The sequence below is a fragment of the Pseudomonas sp. V98_8 genome (assembly GCF_029967975.1).
Lineage (GTDB): Bacteria > Pseudomonadota > Gammaproteobacteria > Pseudomonadales > Pseudomonadaceae > Aquipseudomonas > Aquipseudomonas umsongensis.
Window position 1 is genome coordinate 36624 of sequence record NZ_JASCAE010000052.1, and the last position, 22711, is coordinate 59334.

The following is a 22711-nucleotide window of genomic DNA, read 5'->3' on the forward strand; positions in this document are numbered from 1 at the left end:
AGGCCCGTTCATCCCCCCCAGACCTGCAGTGTAATGGCCGATACCTCAGGGCTCCACCAGCCGAAGTTTGCGATTGCTCGGTGAATTGATCACATGCCTGACGATCAATCCTACCGGTACGGCCCACGTCAGGCCATTGGCCGGATCAGTGATGACAGCGACGGTTTCGGAGCTGGCGCCGATGTCCAGGCGTCGTCGATCATTGCAGGACTTGAGCTCCCCATAAGCATGGCTGACCAGCCGCTCCGCCAGGTGCATCGGCACGTCAATCCCTTGCAAGTGCTTCACGGCACGACAGAACAGCACCTGATCATCAACGACCGCATCGCTTTCATGGCGCGCCAAAAACCCTTGGGCAATGGTCAACAATTGCTCGTTCAAATCATCGTCTTCAACAGTTGCGCCCATGTTCATGACTCCAGAGGCGCCGACGTCGTCGACTCAATTGGCGCAACGGGCCGAGCGGCGTGCCGCAAATCGGGTCCGGCGAAAGGCAGGCGTACGGCAGGATTGGGCATGCCACTGGGAGAGAGCTCGTGGGTCATTTCGAACTCGGCCCGAACCGACCAGCCGCAGGCTTCCGACGTGCATTGCAAGTAAGCCACCCGCAGGAAAATATGTCGGCCTTCGCTGGTGCGGATTCGCATGCGGCTCAAGCAATGCGGACACACCATTTTGTAAGTACTCATGCTGGGTCCCACTGTTCATCGGGTGGTAATCAACATAATCAAACGCAATACTGCTGCGAGCGAGGATCGCTGCAACCTGGCGCTGCAAGTGACGCTCACCTGATAAAAGAAAGTGCAGCGGAAAACGGTGCGATGGGCAAGAACCAAACATGTAGGAAATCACCCTGCTACCATTAGGAAGTTTCGACATCACATTCATCTGACTCATAGTTGAAGATTGATTACTCATTATAAAAATACTCATTGCGCATACATTAAGCACTCAAAAAGCATGTGTCAAAAGGTAGAGGCTCAAATTGCGTAGCAAAAAATCTCAGACTGTTTTAGCCCGCCTAAAACAAATTACTGGTACAAAAAGTGATGCTTCCCTGTCTTCTGCGCTGAAAGTCAGTCCGCAAACCCTCAGCAGCTGGAAAGGTCGAGACAGCACACCGTACTCATTATGCGTAGAAATCGCCCAGGCCCGCGGCATTTCACTTGACTGGTTATTGCTTGGCGAAGGACCGATCCTGCGGCAAAGCACTGCTGGCAATGCCTTGGAACAAAACCAGGAAACAGTCACACGGGAAAATACAATTCTCGCGATGTGGCGATTGCTCAATGAAGAAGATCGCAACGCCATACAACATGCTCTGGAGGAAAAACGCCGCCTGCGTGAAATGGAACTCAAACTTTCAGAGATGGCGTCTATCCTGTCAACACTTCAACAGCTGCGCGAAACATAAGGTCATATGCGCTTTACTTGAAGACACTTAAGACGGGCAATATTGCCAGGACACTTGACCATGATGAATTAACATCCCTCAGCGTCGCCCTTTAAGGCGCTCAATAATTTCGCCCAGGCCAGCACTGTCGACCCACTGCATCACCTTGATGCTGATGGGAATAATGATCAGCGCACACATAAATGCCGTTACCCCAGCAGTCAGGAAAGGCGCCAGCGGCAACGCCACGGGGGTAAATAGATAACCGACCCCCGCCGATAGCACCCAGGAACCAATACGCTGCCAGGCCTTGAAGTCAACGCGAGTGGTAGTGACCAGCCACGCTCCAAGCGATGCACCGAATAGCGCTTCGCCATCAATTGCAGGCAGCGTCGCGACCCCCAACCCCAGCAGGAGCCCACTGATGCTGTTATAAGCCGAATCAGTCCAGTTCATGGAGGCCTCGCTCATCGACGTCGTCGATGACAATAACTCCCGATTCTATGGCTTTGAGCAAGGCGGCATGACGGGACCTGACAGCAAACTTTCGGCGAATGTTGAAGAAGTGAAAATTGATCGTGGTGGGTGAGCAATTCTGGATCCTGGCGATCTCCCAGGAAGTCTTGCCCTTGTAACACCATATTAAGGCTTGTATTTCTTTCGCTGTCAGATGGACCGGCGATACATCTCTCCCGCCGTTGGGGGCGGCACCGGCAAAAGAGTCGAGCGGTAGATGCGTTGACATAAATACTCCCTCTGCGTCAGAACACCCATCACAGGGCGTTCGGTATTGGAGGGAGATGTTGAAGACTGAACAGTAGCCAAACAACTTGCCGCAGTTGTACCGCCAAGCATTACAAAAGTGTTCGATAACCAGCCCTAGCCGAGCACCACCAGTCGATTTGGCAGCTCATTACGCTCATGCGTCACCGGAACGTGCACCCTGAGCAACTCACCGCACGCCTCGACGCAGGTGACAAAACCCTGCAACGTCTGACCCTGTCGCACCTGCCGGGTGAACGCCGCGACAATCGCATCCCAATGGCTGTTGTCCAGCCGACTGGAAATACCTTCATCCACCAGGATTTCCACATAGCGCTCGGCTTCGGAGACAAAAATCAGGATTCCGGTACTGCCCACCGTGTGGTGCAGGTTCTGCTCCAGGAATTGCCGGCGCGCCAGGTTCGAGGCACGCCAGTGACGCACCGAACGCGGAACCAGGTACGTGGTGATTTTCGGTATTCGCAATACCAGGCACAGCACGATGAAGGTGATCCATTGCACCAGCAGCAGGCTGTGCAAGGTCAACCAGCCGGTCAGGTAGTGCACGATCCCGGGCAGCACCAGTGCCAGCAGGCTGGCCCAGAGCAGCGGGACGTATACATAGTCATCGGCACGGGCCGCCAGCACTGTGACCAGTTCCGCATCGGTGTCGCGCTCGACCCGGGCAATCGCCTCGGCAACCTTGCGTTGTTCGTGTTCAGTCAGTAATGCCATGTCGTTGAATGCCTGCTCGCTATTGTTTTTTTTGCTGTGTCATCACCAGCCGCCCGACGAACCGCCGCCACCGAAACTGCCCCCTCCACCACTGAAGCCCCCACCGCCACCACCGCCGAATCCACCGCCGCCAAAACCGCCACCGGAACCACCGGAGCCGCCGCGACCAGCCGGAAGGATACCGAGCATTTGGCAAACGAATACTGTCAGGATGAACAACAACACCAGGAATATGAACAGCCCCGGATGCCGCGACATGAAATCATCGCCCGGATCGCCGCCGGACTCGTAGACAGTCGAGGGTTCGTCCAGGGGATTGCCGCCAAGTACCACCAGCATCGCTGCCACCCCGTCGCTGATGCCTTTGCTGTAATTGCCCGCCTTGAACGCCGGGGTGATGACCTGATGGATGATCACCGAACTCTGGGCGTCCGTCAGGCGATCTTCCAGGCCGTAACCGACTTCGATGCGCAGTTTGCGCTCATCACGGGCAACAATCAGCAGCGCGCCGTTGTTCTTGTCTTTCTGGCCGATCCCCCAGTAACGGCCCAGTTGATAGCCGAAGTCGGCAATGTCGGTGCCCTGCAAGTCCGGCAAAGTCACGACCACAAGCTGCTCACCGGTGGCTTTTTCATGGGCCTGAAGCTGTTGCGTCAACTGCTCGCGCACCGAAGGCTCGATCATCTGGGCGTTGTCCACCACCCGCCCGGTCAGCTCCGGGAACTTCAATTGAGCCTGGACCGCCAGGGCAAACACCCACAGCAACAGCACCAGGCCGATCTTCAACGCTCGCATTGGCAACCTCATCGATCCAACCGTAGGAGCTGCCGCAGGCTGCGATCTTTTGATCTTGATCTTGAGAAGCAAAGTCAAAAGATCGCAGCCTGCGGCAGCTCCTACAGGGTTATTCATCCAGATCAGAATTTGACTTCAGGTGGCTTTTCCGACCCCGGTGTGGCCTCGAAGGTCTCGCGTTCCGGCAGACTGCTGTACAGCACGCTGTGCCACAGGCGACCGGGGAACGTGCGGATCTCGGTGTTGTATTTCTGCACCGCCAGGATGAAATCGCGTCGGGCCACGCTGATCCGGTTCTCGGTGCCTTCAAGCTGCGATTGCAAGGCCAGGAAGTTCTGGTTGGCCTTCAGGTCCGGATAACGCTCGGACACCACCATCAGGCGGCTCAAGGCGCCGCTGAGTTGATCCTGGGCTTGTTGGTATTGCTTGAGCTTTTCCGGGTTGTCGAGTGTGGAGGCATCGACCTGGATCGAGGTGGCCTTGGCCCTGGCTTCGATCACGGCCGTCAGGGTTTCCTTCTCATGCGCGGCGTAGCCCTTCACGGTTTCCACCAGGTTGGGAATCAGGTCGGCACGGCGCTGATACTGGTTCTGCACCTGGCCCCAGGCCGCCTTGGCCTGTTCATCGAGGGTCGGTATGTTGTTGATGCCGCAGGCGGTCAGCAACGTGGCCAGCATCAGCAAGGTGACGACTTGCAGCCTCGACCGGTAGGACTGTCGAACATTCATCAGGGTGGTACTCCCTTCACATTTCATGGAAAAAACAACCGGCGACCCTCTCGGCCGGCTCTTGGGGCATAATCGGCCGCGCCACTGGATTGCATCCGGGCAATGGGCTAAAAGATGCCCTGCGCAAAAATCGCATCGGGCATTCGGTTGCCGCTTTTCCAAGCAGCCCCCGAACAACAATAGTCGCTCCCTAAATTTTGGCTGGCCGGCATTTACATCGCCGCTTGGGCCCTTGAGAAAACTATTCATGAAGAAGCTGTGTTTGCTGGGCCTGTTCGTCAGCCTGGCCAGTCATAACGCACTGGCCGCCACGACGCCCGCACCCCTGGAGAACAAGGACGCTTTCGTCAGCAACCTGATGAAGCAGATGACCCTCGATGAAAAAATCGGCCAGTTGCGCCTGATCAGCATCGGCCCGGAAATGCCCCGGGAGCTGATTCGCAAGGAAATCGCGGCAGGCAACATCGGCGGTACGTTCAACTCGATCACCCGCCCGGAAAACCGTCCGATGCAGGACGCGGCCATGCGCAGCCGCCTGAAGATCCCGATGTTCTTCGCCTACGACGTGATCCACGGCCACCGCACCATTTTCCCGATCCCGCTGGCCCTGGCCTCGAGCTGGGACATGGACGCCATCGGCCTGTCCGGGCGCATCGCCGCCAAGGAAGCCGCGGCCGATAGCCTCGACATCACCTTCGCGCCCATGGTCGACATCTCCCGCGACCCGCGCTGGGGCCGCACTTCCGAAGGCTTCGGCGAGGACACTTACCTGGTATCACGTATTGCCGGGGTGATGGTCAAGGCATTCCAGGGCACGGGCGCGAACGCCGCCGACAGCATCATGGCCAGCGTCAAGCACTTCGCCCTGTATGGCGCAGTCGAAGGCGGTCGCGACTACAACGTGGTCGACATGAGCCCGGTCAAGATGTACCAGGACTACTTGCCGCCTTACCGCGCCGCGATTGACGCCGGCGCTGGCGGGGTCATGGTCGCGCTGAACTCAGTCAATGGCGTGCCGGCCACCGCCAACACCTGGCTGATGAACGACCTGTTGCGCAAGGAATGGGGTTTCAAGGGCCTGGCCGTCAGCGACCACGGAGCGATTTTCGAGCTGATCAAGCATGGTGTCGCTCGCGATGGTCGTGAGGCGGCGAAGCTGGCGATCAAGGCCGGCATCCACATGAGCATGAACGACACCCTGTACGGCAAGGAACTGCCGGGGCTGCTCAAGGCCGGCGAGATCCAGCAGAGCGACATCGACAACGCCGTGCGTGCGGTGCTGGACGCCAAGTACGACATGGGCCTGTTCAAGGACCCGTACCTGCGCATCGGCAAGGCCGAGGACGATCCGGCCGACACCTACGCCGACAGCCGTCTGCACCGTGCCGAGGCCCGTGATGTGGCCCGTCGCAGCCTGGTGTTGCTGAAGAACCAGAACGAAACCCTGCCGCTGAAGAAAACCGCGAAAATCGCCCTGGTCGGCCCGCTGGCCAAGGCGCCGATCGACATGATGGGCAGTTGGGCCGCCGCCGGTCGCCCTGCGCAATCGGTGACCCTGTTCGACGGCATGACCAACGCCCTGGGTGATAAATCGACGCTGATCTACGCCCGTGGCGCCAACATCACCAGCGATCCGAAAATTCTCGGTTACCTGAACTTCCTCAACTTCGACGCGCCGGAAGTGGTGGATGACCCGCGTCCGGCCAATGTGCTGATCGACGAAGCGGTGAAAGCCGCCAAGGATGCCGATGTTGTCGTTGCCGCCGTCGGCGAGTCCCGTGGCATGTCCCACGAATCGTCGAGTCGTACTGACCTGAACATTCCGCCAAACCAGCGCGAGCTGATTCGCGCCCTGAAAGCCACCGGCAAGCCGCTGGTGCTGGTGCTGATGAACGGCCGTCCGCTGTCGATTCTCGAAGAGAAGGAACAGGCCGACGCGATCCTGGAAACCTGGTTCAGCGGCACCGAGGGCGGCAATGCCATCGCCGACGTGTTGTTCGGCGACTACAACCCGTCGGGCAAACTGCCAATCACCATCCCGCGCTCGGTAGGGCAGATTCCGACCTACTACAACCACCTGACCATTGGCCGGCCGTTCACCCCGGGCAAACCGGGCAATTACACCTCGCAATATTTCGATGACACCACCGGGCCCCTTTACCCGTTCGGCTACGGCCTGAGCTACACCGATTTCAGCCTGTCGGATATGGCGCTGTCGTCGACCACCCTGAACAAGACCGGCAAGCTCGACGCCAGCATCACGGTGAAAAATACCGGCAAGCGTGACGGTGAAACCGTGGTGCAGCTGTATATCCAGGACGAGACCGGTTCGATGATCCGCCCGATCAAGGAGCTGAAGAACTTCCAGAAAGTCATGCTCAAGGCCGGTGAACAGAAAGTCGTGCACTTCACCATTACCGAAGACGACTTGAAGTTCTACAACACCCAACTCAAGTACGCAGCCGAACCAGGCAAGTTCAACGTGCAGATCGGCCTGGACTCCCAGGACGTGACACAACAGAGCTTCGAACTGCTCTAACCCCTGAAGCAACACAAAACCACTGTGGGAGCGGGCTTGCTCGCGAAGACGGACTGTCAAACGACGATGATGTCGACTGACAGACCGCTTTCGCGAGCAAGCCCGCTCGCACATTTGGTTTGTGGTGAAACGACTATCCCCGTCGATCCAGCAGATTCACCACCAGCCGGTCCACCCACCCCCACGCCCGCTGCTTGACCCGTTTCCACAGCGGTCGGCGTTGCCATGCCTCCAGGCTGACTTCCTGGCTTAGCGAGAAGTCCTTCACGAAGCTCGCCACCACGTCACGGGTCAATTCAGGGTCTAACGCTTCAAGATTGGCCTCCAGGTTGAAACGCAAATTCCAGTGGTCAAAGTTGCACGAGCCGATGCTCACCCAGTCATCGATCAGGACCATTTTCAGATGCAGGAAACACGGCTGGTACTCGAAAATCTTCACTCCGGATTTGAGCAGTCGCGGGTAGTAGCGATGCCCGGCGTACCGCACCGACGGGTGATCGGTGCGTGGCCCGGTCAACAGCAGCCGCACATCGACCCCGCGGGAGGCCGCGCGGCGCAGTGAACGGCGGACTTTCCAGGTCGGCAGGAAATACGGGGTCGCCAGCCAGATCCGCTTCTGCCCGCTGTTCAATGCGCGAATCAGCGATTGCAGGATGTCTCGGTGCTGGCGGGCGTCGGCATAGGCGACCCGGCCCATGCCCTCGCCCATGGCCGGCACACGGGGCAGGCGTGGTAGACCGAAATGCGAGGCCGGTCGCCAGGCGCGACGATGGCGGTTGGCGATCCACTGGCGATCGAACAGCAATTGCCAGTCGAGCACCAGCGGGCCGGTGATTTCCACCATCACCTCGTGCCACTCGCTGACGTCCTCGTTTGGCGTCCAGAACTCATCGGTCACACCGGTGCCGCCGACCACAGCCATGCTCTGGTCCACCAGCAGCAGCTTGCGGTGATCGCGGTAGAAATTGCCGACCCAGCGCCGCCAGCTCAGGCGATTGTAGAAGCGCAGTTCGACGCCGGCGGCCATGAGTCGCTGGCGCAGGGTCAGGGTAAACGCGAGGCTGCCGTAGTCATCGAACAGACAGCGCACCCGCACACCGCGTTCGGCGGCCTGGACCAGTGCCTGAACCATGGCTTCGGCGCAAGCGCCCGCCTCCACCAGGTACAGTTCCAGCTCTACCTGTTCTTCGGCGCGGGCAATCGCCACCAGCATGCGTGGGAAAAATTGCGGGCCATCGACCAGCAACTCGAAGCGATTGCCTTCACGCCAGGGAAAGATCGGGCCGGCCATGTCAACGCGCCGTGAAGATCAGTACCGCACCCACCGGCACCGACAGACTGATGGCCGACAAGTCGGCAACTTTGCGCAGCGCTTCCAGGCCGGGCGCCAGATCGAAATCCTGGGCATTGATCACCACCGGCTCCAGCGTCACCACCTGGAAACGCCGGTCATCGAGCCGCGTGGCCAGCAGTTCGGCGTTGTAGGTGTGTTGCTTGCCGTGCAAGTCAACGGTCAGCGGCAGGCGCAATTCCAGTTGCGCACCGGGCGCGAGATCGTTGATCGGCCGCAGATCGATTTGAGTGCTGATCAGCGCTTCGGCAAAGGTCTGGATTTCAAACAGCTCCTTGCGCATGCGTTCGTCGCGCAGGGGAACGCCGCTGTTGACCGATTCGAGCTCGACTTCTACCTCGGCCTTGCCGTTGGGATCGACTTTGCCGTGCAACACTAAAAAGCGCTGCACTTCGGAAACATTGGCGTTTTTTGTGCTGACGAACGACAGCCGCGAGGATTCGCCGTCCAGATACCAGTTAGCCTGGGCCGACAGCGAAGCGCCGGCCAATAGCAGGCAGGCGAGGGTTTGGGTGACAGACCGCTTGAACATAAAAACTCGTGGGGGCAGATAAACCTGTGCTGAACCTTAACTGCCCACGAGCCAATTGCAAACTTGTAGGAGCGAGCATGCTCGCGATGGACTCAAGAGCACCACGTTTATCCTGCAACCCCGCGTTATCGTTAACGACCATCGCGAGCAGGCTCGCTCCTACAGGTTAGGCGTCAATCAAGCCATCGCCTGCTGCACATCGCCAATCGTGGCGGCGAGGCTGTTGAGGTGCAGGCTCAGCACGCGCTCCACCGGTGCCTGGTCCATCGGCCAGTGCAACGCCATGCTGCCGACCAGCCGACCATCGGTGTGAATCGGCAAGGCCACCGCACGAATCAGGAAGGGCAGGCGCACCGGGTATTCCCAGTAGCCTTCGGTGCGCTGGCCGAAACCTTGATGCAATGCCTGTTCGGTGGCGCTGAACAGCGATTCGTCGCTCACCCGCTCACGCTCGGCCAGGCGTTCCACCTCATGACGTTCCAGTTCACCGAGGCAGGCTCGGCCCATGGCCGAGTGAAACAGGCTGGCATGCTGGCCGACGATCTGGCAGTTGTTCGGATAGCGTTTGCGCAGCACCGAGGGGATCGCACTTTCCATCACCTCCACCCGTTCGCCATCGAAGCACGACAGGTCCGCCACCAAGCCGGTGCGCTCGCATAACTCCAGCAACAGCGGCGCGGCGCTTTCCACCAGGCGCCGCTTGAAGCGTTGCCGACTGTCACCGAACAGGCGCTTGGCACACAAGCGGTAGCGCCGGTCGCTCAAGCCGCGATAGATCCAGCCCTGCTCCTGCAACGTCAGCAACATGCGCGACACCGTGGCCTTGGGCAGGCGGGTCAAGTAGTGCAACTCCTCCAGGCCCAATGCCTGATGCTCGCCCAGCAACTCGACGATCGCCAAAGCGCGCTCGACGGAACGTACGCTGCCGGTTTCTGCCTTGTTTTCCATGGATTCGATATCCCCAAGCCCGGATCGGATGATCGCTGCTCTCTTTTTATTAAGAAGCACAGCAAGATGCGGGCCTGCCCGAAGGTTTTACGCAGTTTGCAGACAACCGGGTGGCCGACGCGTAACCCATTGCGTTAGCTGCTCATGGGCGTAAGCCAGCTGCAAAACCGCAAGGTCAGCCTGGGCCGGGCCAATGATTTGCAGGCCCATCGGCAGTCCGGCCGGGTTGAATCCCACCGGCACGCTCATGCTTGGCAAACCTGCCAGGGTTGGACCTATCACCACTTCCATCCAGCGGTGATAGGTGTCCATATCTTGCCCGCCGACCACCCGCGGCCAAGGGGTTTGTGCATCAAAAGGGAACACTTGGGCAGTGGGCAACAGCAGGAAATCGTAACGCTCGAACAATTCGTTCAAGGCGCGATACCACTCACTGCGGCTGACCGAGGCTTGATAGACATCGGCCGCAGTCAGGCGCAGGCCACCCTCGATTTCCCACTGGGCTTCGGGCTTGAGTTGTTCGCGCTTGCGCGGGTCGGCATACAACGCACCGAGATTGCCGTGCACCAGCCAGTGACGGTGCACCAACCAAGTCTGCCACAGGCGTTCCATGGAGAAATCCGGCTGACAGGCTTCGACCTTGCAGCCCAGGCTCGCAAAGTCCTGCAGCGCCGACTCGCACAAGCTCATTACGCCAGGCTCCATCGGCAGATAACCGTTGTAGTTGCCCAGCCAACCCACGCGGACCTCGCTGAAGTCCCGCGCCAGCGACTGATGGAAAACCTGCGGGCACTGAGTCAATGACAATGGCACGCGAGGGTCGTACCCGGCCTGGGTCCCGAGCAAACGCGCGACATCGGTGACGGTGCGGCCCATCGGCCCCTCGGTGGCCAGTTGCTGGACAAACACCTCCGGCTGCGGGCCATGCGGCACGCGGCCCTGGGACGGACGCAAACCAAACACGTTATTGAACGCCGCCGGGTTGCGCAGCGAGCCCATCATGTCACTGCCGTCGGCTACCGGCAGCATGCGCAACGCCAGCGCAACCGCCGCCCCGCCGCTGCTGCCACCGGCAATCAATGTCGGGTCGTAGGCATTGGTGGTGGTGCCGAACACGCTGTTGTAGGTCTGCGAGCCGAGGCCGAATTCCGGCACGTTAGACTTGCCGATGATGATCGCGCCGCAATCACGAACCCGCGCCACACTGATGGCATCGTGCTGTGGAATGTGTTCGGCGAACAGCGTTGATCCCATGCTCGTGCGCAACCCGGCGGTGGCCGCCAGGTCCTTCACCGCTTGCGGCATGCCATGCATCCAGCCACGGGACTGGCCCTGGTCCAGTTGTCGGTCGCAGGCGTCGGCCTCTGCCAGCAGCTCCTCGGCAGGTCGCAGCGATACCAGCGCATTGACCTGTGGATTGAAGCGCTCGATCTGCGCCAGGTAGGCCTGCATCACTTCACGACAGGACACCTGCCGCCCGTGGATAGCGCGGGACAATGCATCGGCGTCCATTTCAACAATCGGATTCATGTTCAAGGTTTCACCCCAAGTTCAAGTGCAACGGATCGCTTTGCCCGTGGTGCTTCCTGCATGCAGTAAGTGCCCAACAGCGTCAGCACGCAAGCGAACAACACGTAGAACGAAGGCGCCACCGGTGTCGCCAACACCTTGCTCAGCCAGGTGACGATCAGCGGAGCAAAACCGCCGAACACCATGACCGCAACGTTATAGGCCACCGACACGCCAGTGGAACGCACTTCGATCGGAAACTGCTCGGCCAGCGCCGTCGGTGCCGGACCAAAGAAGCCGCCAATCGAACTGCACAACAGCAGTTGCATCACCAGCAAGCGCTCCACCGAGGGCGCCGCCGCGACCCACACGTACAGCGGATACACCATCAGGAAAAATGCCAGGGTGAAAGCCATCAACACCGGACGGCGACCGAGACGGTCCGACAATGCGCCAGACAGCGGAATCACCACGGTCATCACCGCCACCGCGAGCATTTGCACCAGTAGCACCTGATCCAGCGGCAAGCCAAGGTTTTTGTGAGCGAAGGTCGGCATGTTCACCAGCACCACGTAGAACGACACCGTCGCGCCGCACGCCAGGCCCATCGACACCAGGATGGCGCGGCGATGTTCGCGGATCACTTGCAGCAAACCCGGGCTCGCGCCTTTGGCTTGTTTGCGTGCCTCGAGAAATTCTTCCGGTTCCTCCATGTGCTTGCGAATCCACAGGCCGACCGGGCCGATCAACAGGCCGATCATGAACGGAATCCTCCAGCCCCAGCTGTCCAGGGCCTCGGGGGTCAGCAGATGGGTGAACAGCGCCACCATCCCTGCCCCGGAAAACACCGCCAGGCATTGCCCCACCAACTGCCACGAACCGTACAACCCCTTGCGGTGCGCTGGCGCGCTTTCCACCAGGAACGCCGTGGCACTGGCGTATTCGCCGCCGGTGGCAAAACCCTGAAGCATCCGCGCCACTACGATCAACAACGGGGCGCCCATGCCGATAGCGGCATAGTTCGGCGCGAAGGCGATCAGCGCGATCGACACGGTCATCAAGCGGATGATCATCTGCATCGCCGCCTTGCGGCCTTTGCGGTCCGAATACATGCCTAGCAGGATGCCGCCCACCGGGCGCATGAAAAAACCGACGCCGAACGTCGCCAGGGCCATCAGTAACGACGCGTATTCGTCTTCCGACGGAAAAAACTGTCGGGCAATGATGCTCGCCAGAAAGCCGTAAACAATGAAGTCATACCATTCCAGCGCGTTGCCGATAACGGCAGCGACCACCTGCCGGGTGCGCGAAACACCTGTGCTCGAAGTGTGCATGGGGAACTCTCCAATAACCTGTTGGGTGATGCCGAACGCGACTCGACGCGCCCGGTCCAGCGGCAGTAGAAAGTGAAAGGGTCAGGCCGGCTTGAGCCAGCTCTCGGTCAGCGCGCCCCAATACGCAGCCCCGGTCAGCAGGATGTCGTCGTTGAAGTCGTAGGCGGGGTTATGCACCATCGGCCGCGACACGCCGTTGCCGATGAACAGGTAGGCGCCGGGGCAGCGTTGCAGCATCCAGGCGAAGTCCTCGCTGCCCATCAGTTTGGGGGTGTTGCCATCGACGGCATCGGCACCGACCAACTCGACGCCGACTTGCCGGGCGAATTCGGTTTCGGCGGCGTGATTGACCAGTACCGGGTAAGCCGGACGGTGTTCGATTTTCGAACTGCAACCGAAGCTTTGCGCCTGGGATTGGATGATCGCGCGCACTCGGTCGAGGGTCTGCTCACGCACCTGGGCGTTCAGCGCACGCAGGCTCAGGCGCAGGGTCGCCTGCTGGGGGATGACGTTGGCCGCCTCCCCGGCTTGCAATGCACCAACCGTCACCACCGCCGCCTGCTGCGCATCGATGTTGCGCGCGACCACGGTTTGCAGGGCCATGACCACGCTGGCCGCCGCCACCAATGGGTCTACCGCCAGATGCGGCATCGAGCCGTGCCCGCCTACGCCTTCGAGGGTTACGGTGAGCAAATCCTGCGAAGCCATCATCGGCCCTTCGCGAAACCCCAGGTGCCCCGCTGGCAAGCCCGGCATGTTGTGCATGCCGAACAGTGCGTCGCAAGGGAAACGTTCGAGCAGGCCATCGGCGAGCATCGCTTCGGCGCCGCCCTGGCCTTCTTCGGCTGGCTGGAAAATCAGGGTCAGCGTGCCATCGAACTGGCGAGTCGCCGCCAGGTAGCGCGCCGCGCCCAACAACATCGCGGTGTGGCCATCGTGTCCACAGGCGTGCATGCAGCCCTGATGCCGGCTGCTGTAGGCCGCCCCGGTGTTCTCGATGATCGGCAGTGCATCCATGTCGGCACGTATCCCCAACTTGCGCGGGCTGCGGCCGTTGCGCAGGACGCCAACTACGCCGGTCTTGCCGATACCTGTGTGAACCTCGTAGCCCCACTCTTCGAGAGACCTGGCGACCAGCGCCGAGGTGCGACTTTCCTCGAAACCGAGTTCCGGATGGGCGTGGATATCCTGCCGGGTGGCATGCAGGTCGCTGGCGACGTCGTTGAGCCAGGCAAGGATGTGCTGATGTCGGGTCATGTCGAATGTCCTCGGGCCGGGTGTATTCCCGTTCTTTTTGTTCGCTGTGATTGCGCGACGTATCAACGGCAGGTCGCGTTCGCCACCAGATAACCGCGAGTCACGCACGAGGACAATCGAATGTGGTTCCACTGCGTGGAACCTGGGGGGCCGATCAATTGAAATTCGCCCAATACCCTGTGGGAGCAAGCCTGCTCGCGAATGCTCTGCCAGCCCCACTGCTTGCGTTGAGCCTGCCGACGCTTTCGCGAGCAGGCTCGCTCCCACAGGTGTTGTGTGTGGAGTCAGGGGTTCAAGCGGCAGCCCTGGCGTTCACCGATCCAGGCTGCACGATTAGTACGCCCCATGCCGCTGACGGTGATGCGCTTGTTGGTGACGTCATCGTAAAAACCGCTGGTGGGCAACCACTGCTTTACATAGCTGAGGCAATACTCGGTGTCGTTACCCATCACGTAGCGGCATGAGCAATATTCTTTCGCAGTGTAGGCACTGATGATGTCGGGGAACGCCATCAGCGCCACTCGCTCATGCCAGACCCAGCCGACCAAGGCGAGCAACAGGACCAGCAGCAGCGCACTGAAAGGACGGCGACGCATGAAGCTGCTCATGGCTGCTCACTCCCGGCAAACGCCTTGAGCGCAAGCCTGAGCAACTCATTGTGCCGGTAGCTGCCGTCGCGATCATCGCCGTAGCGGACGATCACCAGGTTTGCACCGGGAATCACGTACATCGCCTGACCCCAGTGGCCCAGCGCAGCGAAGGTGTCGGCAGGTGCATCGGGCCAGGGTCGGGCGCCACCGCCTGCTGCACGATTGAGCCACCAGTGGCCGCCGGGAACCGCCTCATCCTGATTGGCGCGATAGCCAATGAAGGGTTCGCGATTGAATGCAACCCAGTCCTTGGGTAGCAATTGCTTATCGCCCCAGCGACCGTCCCGCGCCATCAACAGACCGATGCGGGCCAGATCCCGGGCGGTGAGGTAAGCGTAGGACGAAGCAACGAATGTTCCCGTGGCGTCGGTTTCCCAGATCGCTCGGCGAATGCCCAGAGGCTCGAACAGCGCGGTCCACGGATAGTCCGCGTAGCGATCCGGACCGACGATGGTTTTCAGTGCGGCAGACAACAGATTGCTGTCGCCGCTGGAATAGCGAAACGCCTGCCCCGGTGCGGCGTATGTGTCGTGATCGGCAGTGAACGCGGGCATGTCCTGGCGACCACGGGTGTAGAGCATGGCCACCACCGACGACTTCAACGGTGCGTATTCGTAGTCTTCCTGCCAGTCGATGCCGGAAGCCCAGTGCAGCAGGTCGGCCATGGTCAGGTCCGGGTGTTTTTCCATTGGCGGATAAAATTTGGCCACCGGGTCCTGGAGCCTGAACCGGCCGTCGCCATAAGCTACGCCGAGGACCGTGGTCATCAGGCTTTTGCTGATGGACCAGGTGAGATGCGGCGTCTGGGCGTTGGTCGGGCCGGCGTAGCGTTCGTAGATCAACTGGCCGTCGCGGATGACGAGCAAGGCGTCGCTGCGGATGCCTCGGCGGGTGGTGTCGTCGCGGGGTGGGAAGGCGTATGCCTCTAGTGCTTGAAGCGCCGGACCGGTGATGGCTGGACCCGTGGGCCATTGCTCAGTGGGCCAGTCTTCAGCGTGGGCCGGGAGACTGAGCAACAGCATGAAAAACAGGAACAGGCCTTTTGGCATGGCGGGGGCTCGTGGCGATGAACCTGCTGAGCCTAGTCGAGGTTGATGACAGTTCCGGGATTTGTGTTGTTACTGCGACCGCCTTCGCGAGCAAGCCCGCTCCCACATTTAACCGGGTTCCCAGAATGATTGCGATCAAATGTGGGAGCGGGCTTGCTCGCGAAGGCGTCAGTCAATTCAGCGAAGATCCGGATAGTGCCTTGGCCAACCGCTTCCCCCGGGCCCCGGCCGCCAGATCCATAACCGCCTGATCGCGCTGCCACATCGCCGCCCACTGTGGCGGGCCATCGGCCAGCGCTGCGTTGATCTCACCCTTGAGCCCTTCGAACTGCGCAAACAGACCACCGAGCAACACATGCCCCGCCGGACTGACAGGGGGATGTCGACTGACTTCCGCGCACCCGGCCAGCAGCGCCAACAAGCGCAACTGCAAGGCTTGCGGCCAGTCACTGTCCTGGCCAACGCCGTACAGCCAGGCGGTCATGGCACTCAAGACATAGATGTCTTCCAGGGTTCGGAACGGCTTGACGTACGCATCCCAGCCATCCCCCGCGAGCAATTCGCACAATGCATTGTCGAGAAACAGCCGGCCATGACTGATGTCCGGCATCAACGGAATCGGCGGCAGTTTTTCCACCCGCACGCCCGGTTCATCGGGATAGACCACCGCCAGGCTCAGGCGCGGAGCTTCGCCTTGCTGTTCGCTGCGGGCGGCAATCAGTAGCCAGTCGGCAGCATCGCCCGCGGTGACGAAATCCTTGCGTCCGCTCAAGCGCAAATCGTGCAGGCGGGTCTGCATGTCAGCCACCCGCAGGCTGCGTTGCTCGGTCGCGCACATTGCGCCGAGGCTCAACGGCGCGCTTGGCCACAGCATGCGCAACGCCGCCTGATAGCCCACCAGGAACGCCAGCCCCGGCGTCGCCATCATGCGTGCACCGACCACGGCCAACTCGAACGGAGTGACATTGCCCACTTGCTGCAACAACGTGGCGAAGCCCTCGCCCAGGTCCGGGTTGGCGGGCAAGCGAGCGTGGCGTTTCAACAGGGTTTGCCAGGGCATAAGAGGCTCCTCGTGGGCTGTCATACAAGCATCACCAAAGCTTAACGGCGATGACACCGGGGCTACATAGCCTGACTTTGCACAACACGGCTGGATAAAGAAAGTCGATTCGCTGTAACCCCAAGACGGGTGAGCAGCCCGCACGGAGATTCGCCATGACTCAGATCGCACGCATCAGCGACACCGGCAACGAACGCCGCCTGCAAGCCGAACGCCTGGTCGGCGCCGAGGCTTTGCAGGAAGCCCAGGCCCTGCGTTTCAACGTGTTCAGCGGCGAGTTCAACGCCAAGCTCAAGGGCGCGGAATTGGGTCTGGACATGGACGACTACGATGTTCACTGCGCTCACATCGGCGTGCGTGACCTGAACACCGGGCGCCTGGTGGCGACCACCCGGCTGCTCGACCATGCCGCCGCCAGCAGCCTGGGCAAGTTCTACAGCGAAGAAGAATTCAGCCTGCACGGGCTCGTTCACCTCAAAGGCCCGATCCTGGAAATCGGTCGTACCTGCGTCGATCCGGCCTACCGCAATGGCGGTACCATCGCCGTGCTCTGGGGCGAACTGGCCGAAGTCCTGAACCAGGGCGGATACAGTTACTTGATGGGTTGCGCAAGCATTCCGATGCAAGACGGCGGGATCCAGGCCCACGCGATCATGCAGCGTCTGCGTGAACGCTACCTGTGCACCGAACACTTGCGGGCCGAACCGAAAAAGCCGCTGCCCACCCTGGATATTCCCTCGAACGTGATCGCCGAAATGCCGCCACTGCTCAAGGCCTACATGCGCCTGGGCGCGAAGATCTGCGGCGAGCCGTGCTGGGACGAAGATTTCCAGGTGGCCGATGTGTTCATCCTGCTCAAGCGCGACGAACTCTGCCCGCGTTACGCCAAACACTTCAAGGCGGCTGTCTAATGAGTCGCTTGCGCGTGTACGCGCGAGTCGCCCGGGTGCTTCTGGTGGTCGCGCTCGGCCTGAGCATGGCCAGCGTGTTCGGTATGTTCGAACGCCTGGGGCTGGCTCACTCGATGGAACGCCGCCAGCGCTGGTCGCGGTTTTTCATGGCACGCCTTGGCAACGCCCTGCCCTTCGACGTGACCCTGCACGGTGAGTTGCCCAAGACGCCAATGCTCTGGGTCAGCAACCACGTGTCCTGGACCGACATCCCGCTGCTGGGAATGCTCACGCCGCTGTCGTTCCTGTCCAAGGCCGAAGTGCGCACCTGGCCGGTGGCGGGCTGGTTGGCGGCCAAGGCCGGCAGCCTGTTTATCCGTCGCGGTTCGGGTGACAGCCAGTTGATCCGCAAACAGATGACGCGCCACCTGCAACAGGCACATCCGCTGCTGATGTTCCCGGAAGGCACGACTACCGATGGCCGTTCGCTGCGCACCTTTCACGGTCGCCTGCTGTCGGCGGCAATCGACTCCGAGGTGAAACTGCAACCGGTGGCGATTCGTTATGTGCGCAACGGTGAGCCCGACACACTGGCACCGTTCATTGGCGATGATGATTTGCTGTCGCACCTGATGCGCTTGTTTGCCAGCGACCGCGGCGCGGTGGAGATTCATCTGCTCAAGCCGATCCCATGCGAAGGCCGCGAACGTGCTGCGCTGGCATTCGAAGCGCAGCAGGCGGTGCAGAAGGCGTTGTTTGGCGCGATCGCGCAAACGCAGAAAGTCCCAATGCGACCCGCTATCGCGGCATAAACATAGATCTCCTGTGGGAGCGGGCTTGCCCGCTCCCACAATAGCTTTATGGTGTTGGCTGGTTTTGGGCAAAATCCTGCAGCTGCGGATAGAACAACCGAAAATCCTCGCTCAACGGCTCATATAACATGCGCAACTCCTGCATCGCCGCCGCCAGTTCCTCCGGTCGGGTCAAGCGTCGCGAAATCCCCCGCAATACCTGCTCCAGCACTTCGAATTCCCGATAAGACCCCAACCAGTCATGGGCCACCATGTGCGGCGCGATTTTCGCCAGGCGCTCCGGCAGTTGAGTCTGGGTGGACAGCACCCGGTACACGTCCGAGGTGAACAGCTCCAGCGGCCGCTCGGCGTAGAGCGCCCAGTCCCGCGCCAGACAATGGTCGAAAAACACATCGAGGACGATCCCGGCGTAGCGCCGGCGCGTGAGTGAAAAACGCGATAACGCGCCATCCACCAGCGGGTGGCGATCGGTGAATACGTCGATGCTGCGATGCAGCTGGATGGCCGCTTCGATTTCCGGATCGAACTGCCCTTGCAGCCGTCCCTTGACGAAGTCGCCATAGAGACTGCCGAGCAATTGACCGGGACGCTGGCCACCGAGGTGAAGATGTGCGAGATAGTTCATGGGCGCAGCTTAGCACTGCGGCCTTGATTCATTGCAACCAACATATCGTTATAACCCGATATATCGATTTGCTCTGTCCTCAGAGCAAAATCATATTTGTATATCGCGAAATACCGATTTAAAGTTCGCCTTATCGCGATATAGCGTTTTACTGATCACGAGCCCCCAAACCATGACCATTGAACTCGACGAAATAATAAAAGCCCTGGCGCACCCGGTACGGCGAGAAATCCTGCACTGGCTCAAGAATCCGGACGTCGAATTTCCAGACCAGTCCCACAGCAATGAGCACGGCGTCTGCGCCGGGCAGATCGATCAACGTTGCGGTTTGTCGCAGTCCACGGTGTCCGCACACCTGGCGACCCTGCAACGCGCCGGCCTGATCAGCAGCCGCAAGGTCGGCCAGTGGCACTTTTTCAAACGTAACGAGGAAACCATCCAGGAGTTCCTCAAAGTCTTCAGCAAAGAGCTCTGACCCTTTACGTCAGCCAGCCGACAAGGAATCCACCCATGCCCCTCTCGCTACTCATATTGGCGTTAAGCGCCTTCGCCATCGGCACCACCGAGTTCGTCATCATGGGCTTGCTGCCTGACGTGGCGGCCGACCTCGGTGTGTCGATCCCTGGTGCCGGCTGGCTGGTGACCGGCTACGCCCTGGGCGTGGCCGTTGGTGCGCCCTTCATGGCACTGGCCACCGCCCGGCTGCCGCGCAAGGCCGCCCTGGTGGCGCTGATGGGCATTTTCATTGTCGGCAACCTGCTTTGCGCGGTTGCCAGTGACTACAACGTGCTGATGTTTGCCCGTGTGGTGACCGCCCTGTGCCATGGTGCGTTCTTCGGCATCGGTTCGGTGGTGGCGGCAGGCCTGGTGCCCGCCAACAAGCGCGCCTCGGCAGTAGCCCTGATGTTCACCGGCCTGACCCTGGCCAACGTCCTCGGCGTGCCGCTGGGTACTGCGCTCGGTCAGCAAGCCGGCTGGCGCTCGACCTTTTGGGCGGTGACCGTCATCGGCGTAATCGCATTGATCGGCCTGATCCGCTTCCTGCCGGCCAAGCGCGATGAAGAAAAACTCGACATGCGCGCCGAATTGCGCGCCCTTAAAGGCGCCGGTATCTGGTTGTCCCTGAGCATGACGGCACTGTTCGCCGCCTCGGTATTCACTCTGTTTACCTATGTGGCACCACTGCTGGGCGAAGTCACCGGTGTCTCGCCCCGTGGCGTGACCTGGACCTTGATGCTCATCGGCCTGGGGTTGACCGTCGGCAACATCATCGGCGGCAAGCTGGCGGACAAGGGCCTGGCGGCGACCCTGATCGGCGTCTTCATCGCCATGGCCGTGGTCTCCACCGTACTGACCTGGACCAGCGTCGCGCTGATCCCGACCGAAATCACCCTGTTCCTCTGGGCCACCGCGTGTTTCGCCGCCGTACCAGCCCTGCAAGTCAACGTGGTGACCTACGGCAAGGCGGCACCGAACCTGGTCTCGACCCTGAACATCGGCGCCTTCAACGTCGGCAACGCCCTGGGCGCCTGGGTCGGTGGCAGCGTCATCGCCCACGGTTTCGGCCTGACCAGCGTGCCTCTCGCGGCAGCCGCCCTGGCGGTACTCGCCCTGCTGGCGACCCTGATCACTTTCCGTCAGAGCGGCGACCCCGAACTGGCCCCCGTTACCCACTGATCTTCACAAGAGAGCTATTTCATGACGACTATTTTCGATCCGATCAAACTGGGCGACCTCGAGCTGGCCAACCGCATCATCATGGCCCCGCTGACCCGCTGCCGCGCCGATGAAGGCCGTGTGCCCAACGCGTTGATGGCCGAGTACTACGTACAACGTGCTTCGGCCGGCCTGATCCTCAGCGAAGCCACTTCGGTCACCCCGATGGGCGTCGGCTACCCGGACACCCCGGGCATCTGGTCCAACGACCAGGTGCGCGGCTGGACCAACGTCACCAAGGCAATCCACGGCGCGGGCGGCAAGATCTTCCTGCAACTGTGGCACGTCGGCCGGGTGTCCCACGAGTCGTACCTGAATGGCGAAAAACCGGTCGCCCCGAGCGCCATCCAGCCTAAAGGCCACGTCAGCCTGGTGCGTCCGCTGGCCGATTACCCAACGCCCCGCGCGCTGGAAACCGCTGAAATCGCCGACATCGTCGACGCTTACCGCGTGGGTGCCGAAAACGCCAAGGCCGCCGGTTTTGATGGCGTGGAAATCCACGGTGCCAACGGCTACCTGCTCGACCAGTTCCTGCAAAGCAGCACCAACCAGCGCACCGACCAATACGGCGGTTCGGTGGAAAACCGTGCCCGCCTGTTGCTGGAAGTGACCGATGCCGCCATCGAAGTCTGGGGCGCCGGCCGTGTCGGTGTGCACCTGGCACCTCGCGCCGACTCCCATGACATGGGTGACGACAACCTGGCCGAAACCTTCACCTACGTCGCTCGCGAACTGGGCAAACGTGGCATTGCCTTCATCTGCTCGCGCGAGAAAGAAGGCACCGACAGCCTGGGTCCGCAAATCAAGGAAGCCTTCGGGGGTCCGTACATCATCAACGAACGCTTCACCAAGGACAGCGCCAATGCCTGGCTGGCCAGCGGCAAGGCTGACGCAGTCGCCTTCGGCGTGCCGTTCATTGCCAACCCGGACTTGCCGGCACGCCTGAAAGCGGATGCGCCGCTGAACGAGGCGCGTCCCGAGTTGTTCTACGCCAAGGGCCCGGTGGGTTACATCGACTACCCAACGCTGTAAACGTCAAGGTTCAAATGTATAAGCCCCGACTCGAGAGAGCCGGGGCTTTTTTATACAAAACTTTCGCATGCATTAAATAAGCATTTAACACATCCAGACACCATCCTTTTCTTCCAGCCCCCACTACCAATACAGATAATAAACTTTCAACAGCAGGACAATCCTGCACTTAATGTTGAATGCCACACTCAATTCATCGAAAGGAATCGACATGAATATTAGCGACAACCCTGACAGTGAAGTTGGCCAACCCTACGACCAACTGTTCGCAACGTTCAACAATACCTCCATCGGCATGCTTTACCAGCTTCTGCCCAACCTGCTCAGCGAGGAGCACCAGGCGCTGCTGGATGAAATGCTGGGCAACGCCAAGGTAGAAGTCATCAATCTGCTGGAGCATGCGCAATATACGCACGCGCTGAACCAGAAAATCGACCAGTGGCGAAATCAGGCAAGGGGCACGAAAACCACACGTGTTATTGTCAGAATCATCAATCAAACAACTCATACATTCAACATTACCCAGACCACTCTGCCGTTGAGCAAGGCAGAGCGCGAATCGTTCCAGATCCCCTGCGAGCAACAAACTGCGTTCAAATCCGAATTCAACTACAACTATGCCTACCCTTGGCCCAAGAACAAAATCATGTTCAATCAATTTGTAGACTTCTTCGATGACACTATCGGCGTCCGCTTTGACTTAGGCCTGATAATGAATACTTCGTTTGGCCTTCTTTCGCCAACACTCAGGCCCAGTGTAAAAAACACCGTCAAGTCGATTGGCTCATCCCCAATCAAGTGCTCGACCAAAACAACCCGGATGGGTACGGATGCGCCCTTCCACTTCGAGGTAGAAATTACCTTGGGTTGATGGCAACCCACCCGCCTGTTCCACAGCCAGGCCAGTCTGGGAATGTCACTTGAGGACTCACCTCTTGCGACCGGCCCACACCCTATACGACACAAAATTCCTACAAAATACGAAGCCCGCTAC

The 22711-nt window shown here is 60.3% G+C and carries 25 protein-coding genes; 8 read left to right on the forward strand and 17 right to left on the reverse strand.

Annotation, left to right across the window (positions count from 1 at the left end; translation table 11 throughout):
* Positions 1-45: 45 nt before the first annotated feature.
* Positions 46-408, reverse strand: coding sequence for a hypothetical protein (locus QLG10_RS17535; protein WP_110748998.1), 363 nt, complete (start codon positions 406-408; stop codon positions 46-48).
* A 2-nt stretch (positions 409-410) separates the two neighbouring features.
* Positions 411-689 (reverse strand): ogr/Delta-like zinc finger family protein, encoded by a 279-nt coding sequence (locus QLG10_RS17540; RefSeq protein ID WP_110748996.1) that lies wholly within the window; start codon positions 687-689, stop codon positions 411-413.
* Between the two features lie 296 nt (positions 690-985).
* Here QLG10_RS17540 and QLG10_RS17545 point away from each other — a divergent pair, with 296 nt between their 5' ends.
* Positions 986-1414, forward strand: coding sequence for a helix-turn-helix domain-containing protein (locus tag QLG10_RS17545; RefSeq protein ID WP_110748994.1), 429 nt, complete (start codon positions 986-988; stop codon positions 1412-1414).
* 78 nt (positions 1415-1492) lie between these two features.
* On the opposite strand, the gene QLG10_RS17550 is transcribed toward QLG10_RS17545, so the two are convergent.
* The 5 genes from QLG10_RS17550 to QLG10_RS17570 all read right to left on the reverse strand — a co-directional run bounded on the left by QLG10_RS17550 (position 1493) and on the right by QLG10_RS17570 (position 4413).
* Positions 1493-1849 carry a putative holin gene (locus QLG10_RS17550; protein ID WP_110748993.1) on the reverse strand — a complete coding sequence of 119 codons (357 nt, stop codon included), beginning with the start codon at positions 1847-1849 and terminating at the stop codon, positions 1493-1495.
* On the reverse strand, positions 1836-2138 hold the full coding sequence (locus tag QLG10_RS17555; protein ID WP_110748991.1) for a helix-turn-helix domain-containing protein: 303 nt from the start codon (positions 2136-2138) through the stop codon (positions 1836-1838). Before QLG10_RS17555 ends, QLG10_RS17550 begins: the two co-directional genes overlap by 14 nt.
* A 134-nt stretch (positions 2139-2272) precedes the next feature.
* Positions 2273-2890 carry a TPM domain-containing protein gene (locus QLG10_RS17560; RefSeq protein WP_110748989.1) on the reverse strand — a complete coding sequence of 206 codons (618 nt, stop codon included), beginning with the start codon at positions 2888-2890 and terminating at the stop codon, positions 2273-2275.
* Positions 2891-2932: 42 nt separating this feature from the next.
* Entirely contained in the window at positions 2933-3685 is a 753-nt protein-coding gene (locus QLG10_RS17565) for a TPM domain-containing protein (protein ID WP_282487751.1), read from the reverse strand.
* Positions 3686-3807: 122 nt separating this feature from the next.
* On the reverse strand, positions 3808-4413 hold the full coding sequence (locus tag QLG10_RS17570; protein ID WP_110748985.1) for a LemA family protein: 606 nt from the start codon (positions 4411-4413) through the stop codon (positions 3808-3810).
* A gap of 247 nt (positions 4414-4660) precedes the next feature.
* Here QLG10_RS17570 and bglX point away from each other — a divergent pair, with 247 nt between their 5' ends.
* Entirely contained in the window at positions 4661-6952 is a 2292-nt protein-coding gene (gene bglX / locus QLG10_RS17575; RefSeq protein WP_188264235.1) for a beta-glucosidase BglX, read from the forward strand.
* Between the two features lie 133 nt (positions 6953-7085).
* Here bglX and QLG10_RS17580 read toward each other — a convergent pair whose 3' ends face one another.
* The 9 genes from QLG10_RS17580 to QLG10_RS17620 all read right to left on the reverse strand — a co-directional run bounded on the left by QLG10_RS17580 (position 7086) and on the right by QLG10_RS17620 (position 16642).
* Positions 7086-8243 carry a phosphatidylserine/phosphatidylglycerophosphate/cardiolipin synthase family protein gene (locus QLG10_RS17580; protein WP_110748981.1) on the reverse strand — a complete coding sequence of 386 codons (1158 nt, stop codon included), beginning with the start codon at positions 8241-8243 and terminating at the stop codon, positions 7086-7088.
* Position 8244: 1 nt separating this feature from the next.
* Complete coding sequence (locus QLG10_RS17585; protein WP_110748979.1) at positions 8245-8835, reverse strand: YceI family protein; 591 nt, start codon at positions 8833-8835, stop codon at positions 8245-8247.
* Positions 8836-9012: 177 nt separating this feature from the next.
* Entirely contained in the window at positions 9013-9783 is a 771-nt protein-coding gene (locus QLG10_RS17590; RefSeq protein WP_110748977.1) for an IclR family transcriptional regulator, read from the reverse strand.
* 87 nt (positions 9784-9870) lie between these two features.
* Positions 9871-11313 (reverse strand): amidase, encoded by a 1443-nt coding sequence (locus QLG10_RS17595; protein WP_282487752.1) that lies wholly within the window; start codon positions 11311-11313, stop codon positions 9871-9873.
* Between the two features lie 2 nt (positions 11314-11315).
* Entirely contained in the window at positions 11316-12626 is a 1311-nt protein-coding gene (locus QLG10_RS17600) for a citrate-proton symporter (protein WP_168757364.1), read from the reverse strand.
* A gap of 81 nt (positions 12627-12707) precedes the next feature.
* Entirely contained in the window at positions 12708-13883 is a 1176-nt protein-coding gene (locus tag QLG10_RS17605) for a M20 aminoacylase family protein (RefSeq protein WP_248678302.1), read from the reverse strand.
* A gap of 284 nt (positions 13884-14167) precedes the next feature.
* Positions 14168-14491, reverse strand: a complete 324-nt coding sequence (locus tag QLG10_RS17610; RefSeq protein ID WP_110748967.1) for an amidase — start codon at positions 14489-14491, stop codon at positions 14168-14170.
* Positions 14488-15582, reverse strand: a complete 1095-nt coding sequence (locus QLG10_RS17615) for a serine hydrolase (RefSeq protein ID WP_282487753.1) — start codon at positions 15580-15582, stop codon at positions 14488-14490. The genes QLG10_RS17610 and QLG10_RS17615 overlap by 4 nt, the downstream gene beginning before the upstream one ends.
* Positions 15583-15754: 172 nt before the next feature.
* Positions 15755-16642, reverse strand: coding sequence for an acyl-CoA dehydrogenase family protein (locus tag QLG10_RS17620; protein WP_282487754.1), 888 nt, complete (start codon positions 16640-16642; stop codon positions 15755-15757).
* Between the two features lie 155 nt (positions 16643-16797).
* Here QLG10_RS17620 and olsB point away from each other — a divergent pair, with 155 nt between their 5' ends.
* Together olsB and QLG10_RS17630 are read left to right on the forward strand one after the other, a co-directional pair.
* Positions 16798-17553, forward strand: coding sequence for an L-ornithine N(alpha)-acyltransferase (gene olsB, locus QLG10_RS17625; protein ID WP_188264238.1), 756 nt, complete (start codon positions 16798-16800; stop codon positions 17551-17553).
* Complete coding sequence (locus QLG10_RS17630; RefSeq protein ID WP_110748960.1) at positions 17553-18344, forward strand: lysophospholipid acyltransferase family protein; 792 nt, start codon at positions 17553-17555, stop codon at positions 18342-18344. The genes olsB and QLG10_RS17630 overlap by 1 nt, the downstream gene beginning before the upstream one ends.
* Positions 18345-18390: 46 nt before the next feature.
* Here QLG10_RS17630 and QLG10_RS17635 read toward each other — a convergent pair whose 3' ends face one another.
* Entirely contained in the window at positions 18391-18969 is a 579-nt protein-coding gene (locus tag QLG10_RS17635) for an ACP phosphodiesterase (RefSeq protein ID WP_110748958.1), read from the reverse strand.
* Between the two features lie 172 nt (positions 18970-19141).
* On the opposite strand from QLG10_RS17635, the gene QLG10_RS17640 reads away from it, so the two are divergent.
* From QLG10_RS17640 to QLG10_RS17655, 4 genes are all read left to right on the forward strand, one after another.
* On the forward strand, positions 19142-19444 hold the full coding sequence (locus QLG10_RS17640; protein ID WP_110748957.1) for a metalloregulator ArsR/SmtB family transcription factor: 303 nt from the start codon (positions 19142-19144) through the stop codon (positions 19442-19444).
* 35 nt (positions 19445-19479) lie between these two features.
* A complete protein-coding gene (locus tag QLG10_RS17645; RefSeq protein WP_282487755.1) occupies positions 19480-20646 on the forward strand; it encodes an MFS transporter in 1167 nt (388 codons plus the stop codon).
* A gap of 21 nt (positions 20647-20667) precedes the next feature.
* Positions 20668-21717 carry an alkene reductase gene (locus tag QLG10_RS17650; protein ID WP_110748953.1) on the forward strand — a complete coding sequence of 350 codons (1050 nt, stop codon included), beginning with the start codon at positions 20668-20670 and terminating at the stop codon, positions 21715-21717.
* A gap of 211 nt (positions 21718-21928) precedes the next feature.
* A complete protein-coding gene (locus QLG10_RS17655; RefSeq protein WP_282487756.1) occupies positions 21929-22588 on the forward strand; it encodes a hypothetical protein in 660 nt (219 codons plus the stop codon).
* Positions 22589-22711: the final 123 nt, after the last annotated feature.

Bases quoted from the DNA above. Each gene is read 5' to 3' on its own strand.
- QLG10_RS17585 (WP_110748979.1), bottom strand. From the start codon at position 8,835: ATGTTCAAGCGGTCTGTCACCCAAACCCTCGCCTGCCTGCTATTGGCC.
- QLG10_RS17655 (WP_282487756.1), top strand. From the start codon at position 21,929: ATGAATATTAGCGACAACCCTGACAGTGAAGTTGGCCAACCCTACGAC.
- QLG10_RS17560 (WP_110748989.1), bottom strand. From the start codon at position 2,890: ATGGCATTACTGACTGAACACGAACAACGCAAGGTTGCCGAGGCGATT.
- bglX (WP_188264235.1), top strand. From the start codon at position 4,661: ATGAAGAAGCTGTGTTTGCTGGGCCTGTTCGTCAGCCTGGCCAGTCAT.
- QLG10_RS17550 (WP_110748993.1), bottom strand. From the start codon at position 1,849: ATGAACTGGACTGATTCGGCTTATAACAGCATCAGTGGGCTCCTGCTG.
- QLG10_RS17590 (WP_110748977.1), bottom strand. From the start codon at position 9,783: ATGGAAAACAAGGCAGAAACCGGCAGCGTACGTTCCGTCGAGCGCGCT.
- QLG10_RS17630 (WP_110748960.1), top strand. From the start codon at position 17,553: ATGAGTCGCTTGCGCGTGTACGCGCGAGTCGCCCGGGTGCTTCTGGTG.
- QLG10_RS17570 (WP_110748985.1), bottom strand. From the start codon at position 4,413: ATGAATGTTCGACAGTCCTACCGGTCGAGGCTGCAAGTCGTCACCTTG.
- QLG10_RS17580 (WP_110748981.1), bottom strand. From the start codon at position 8,243: ATGGCCGGCCCGATCTTTCCCTGGCGTGAAGGCAATCGCTTCGAGTTG.
- QLG10_RS17620 (WP_282487754.1), bottom strand. From the start codon at position 16,642: ATGCCCTGGCAAACCCTGTTGAAACGCCACGCTCGCTTGCCCGCCAAC.
- QLG10_RS17535 (WP_110748998.1), bottom strand. From the start codon at position 408: ATGGGCGCAACTGTTGAAGACGATGATTTGAACGAGCAATTGTTGACC.
- QLG10_RS17540 (WP_110748996.1), bottom strand. From the start codon at position 689: ATGAGTACTTACAAAATGGTGTGTCCGCATTGCTTGAGCCGCATGCGA.
- QLG10_RS17640 (WP_110748957.1), top strand. From the start codon at position 19,142: ATGACCATTGAACTCGACGAAATAATAAAAGCCCTGGCGCACCCGGTA.
- QLG10_RS17595 (WP_282487752.1), bottom strand. From the start codon at position 11,313: ATGAATCCGATTGTTGAAATGGACGCCGATGCATTGTCCCGCGCTATC.
- QLG10_RS17600 (WP_168757364.1), bottom strand. From the start codon at position 12,626: ATGCACACTTCGAGCACAGGTGTTTCGCGCACCCGGCAGGTGGTCGCT.
- QLG10_RS17555 (WP_110748991.1), bottom strand. From the start codon at position 2,138: ATGTCAACGCATCTACCGCTCGACTCTTTTGCCGGTGCCGCCCCCAAC.
- QLG10_RS17565 (WP_282487751.1), bottom strand. From the start codon at position 3,685: ATGCGAGCGTTGAAGATCGGCCTGGTGCTGTTGCTGTGGGTGTTTGCC.
- QLG10_RS17635 (WP_110748958.1), bottom strand. From the start codon at position 18,969: ATGAACTATCTCGCACATCTTCACCTCGGTGGCCAGCGTCCCGGTCAA.
- QLG10_RS17605 (WP_248678302.1), bottom strand. From the start codon at position 13,883: ATGACCCGACATCAGCACATCCTTGCCTGGCTCAACGACGTCGCCAGC.
- QLG10_RS17650 (WP_110748953.1), top strand. From the start codon at position 20,668: ATGACGACTATTTTCGATCCGATCAAACTGGGCGACCTCGAGCTGGCC.
- QLG10_RS17610 (WP_110748967.1), bottom strand. From the start codon at position 14,491: ATGAGCAGCTTCATGCGTCGCCGTCCTTTCAGTGCGCTGCTGCTGGTC.
- QLG10_RS17645 (WP_282487755.1), top strand. From the start codon at position 19,480: ATGCCCCTCTCGCTACTCATATTGGCGTTAAGCGCCTTCGCCATCGGC.
- olsB (WP_188264238.1), top strand. From the start codon at position 16,798: ATGACTCAGATCGCACGCATCAGCGACACCGGCAACGAACGCCGCCTG.
- QLG10_RS17615 (WP_282487753.1), bottom strand. From the start codon at position 15,582: ATGCCAAAAGGCCTGTTCCTGTTTTTCATGCTGTTGCTCAGTCTCCCG.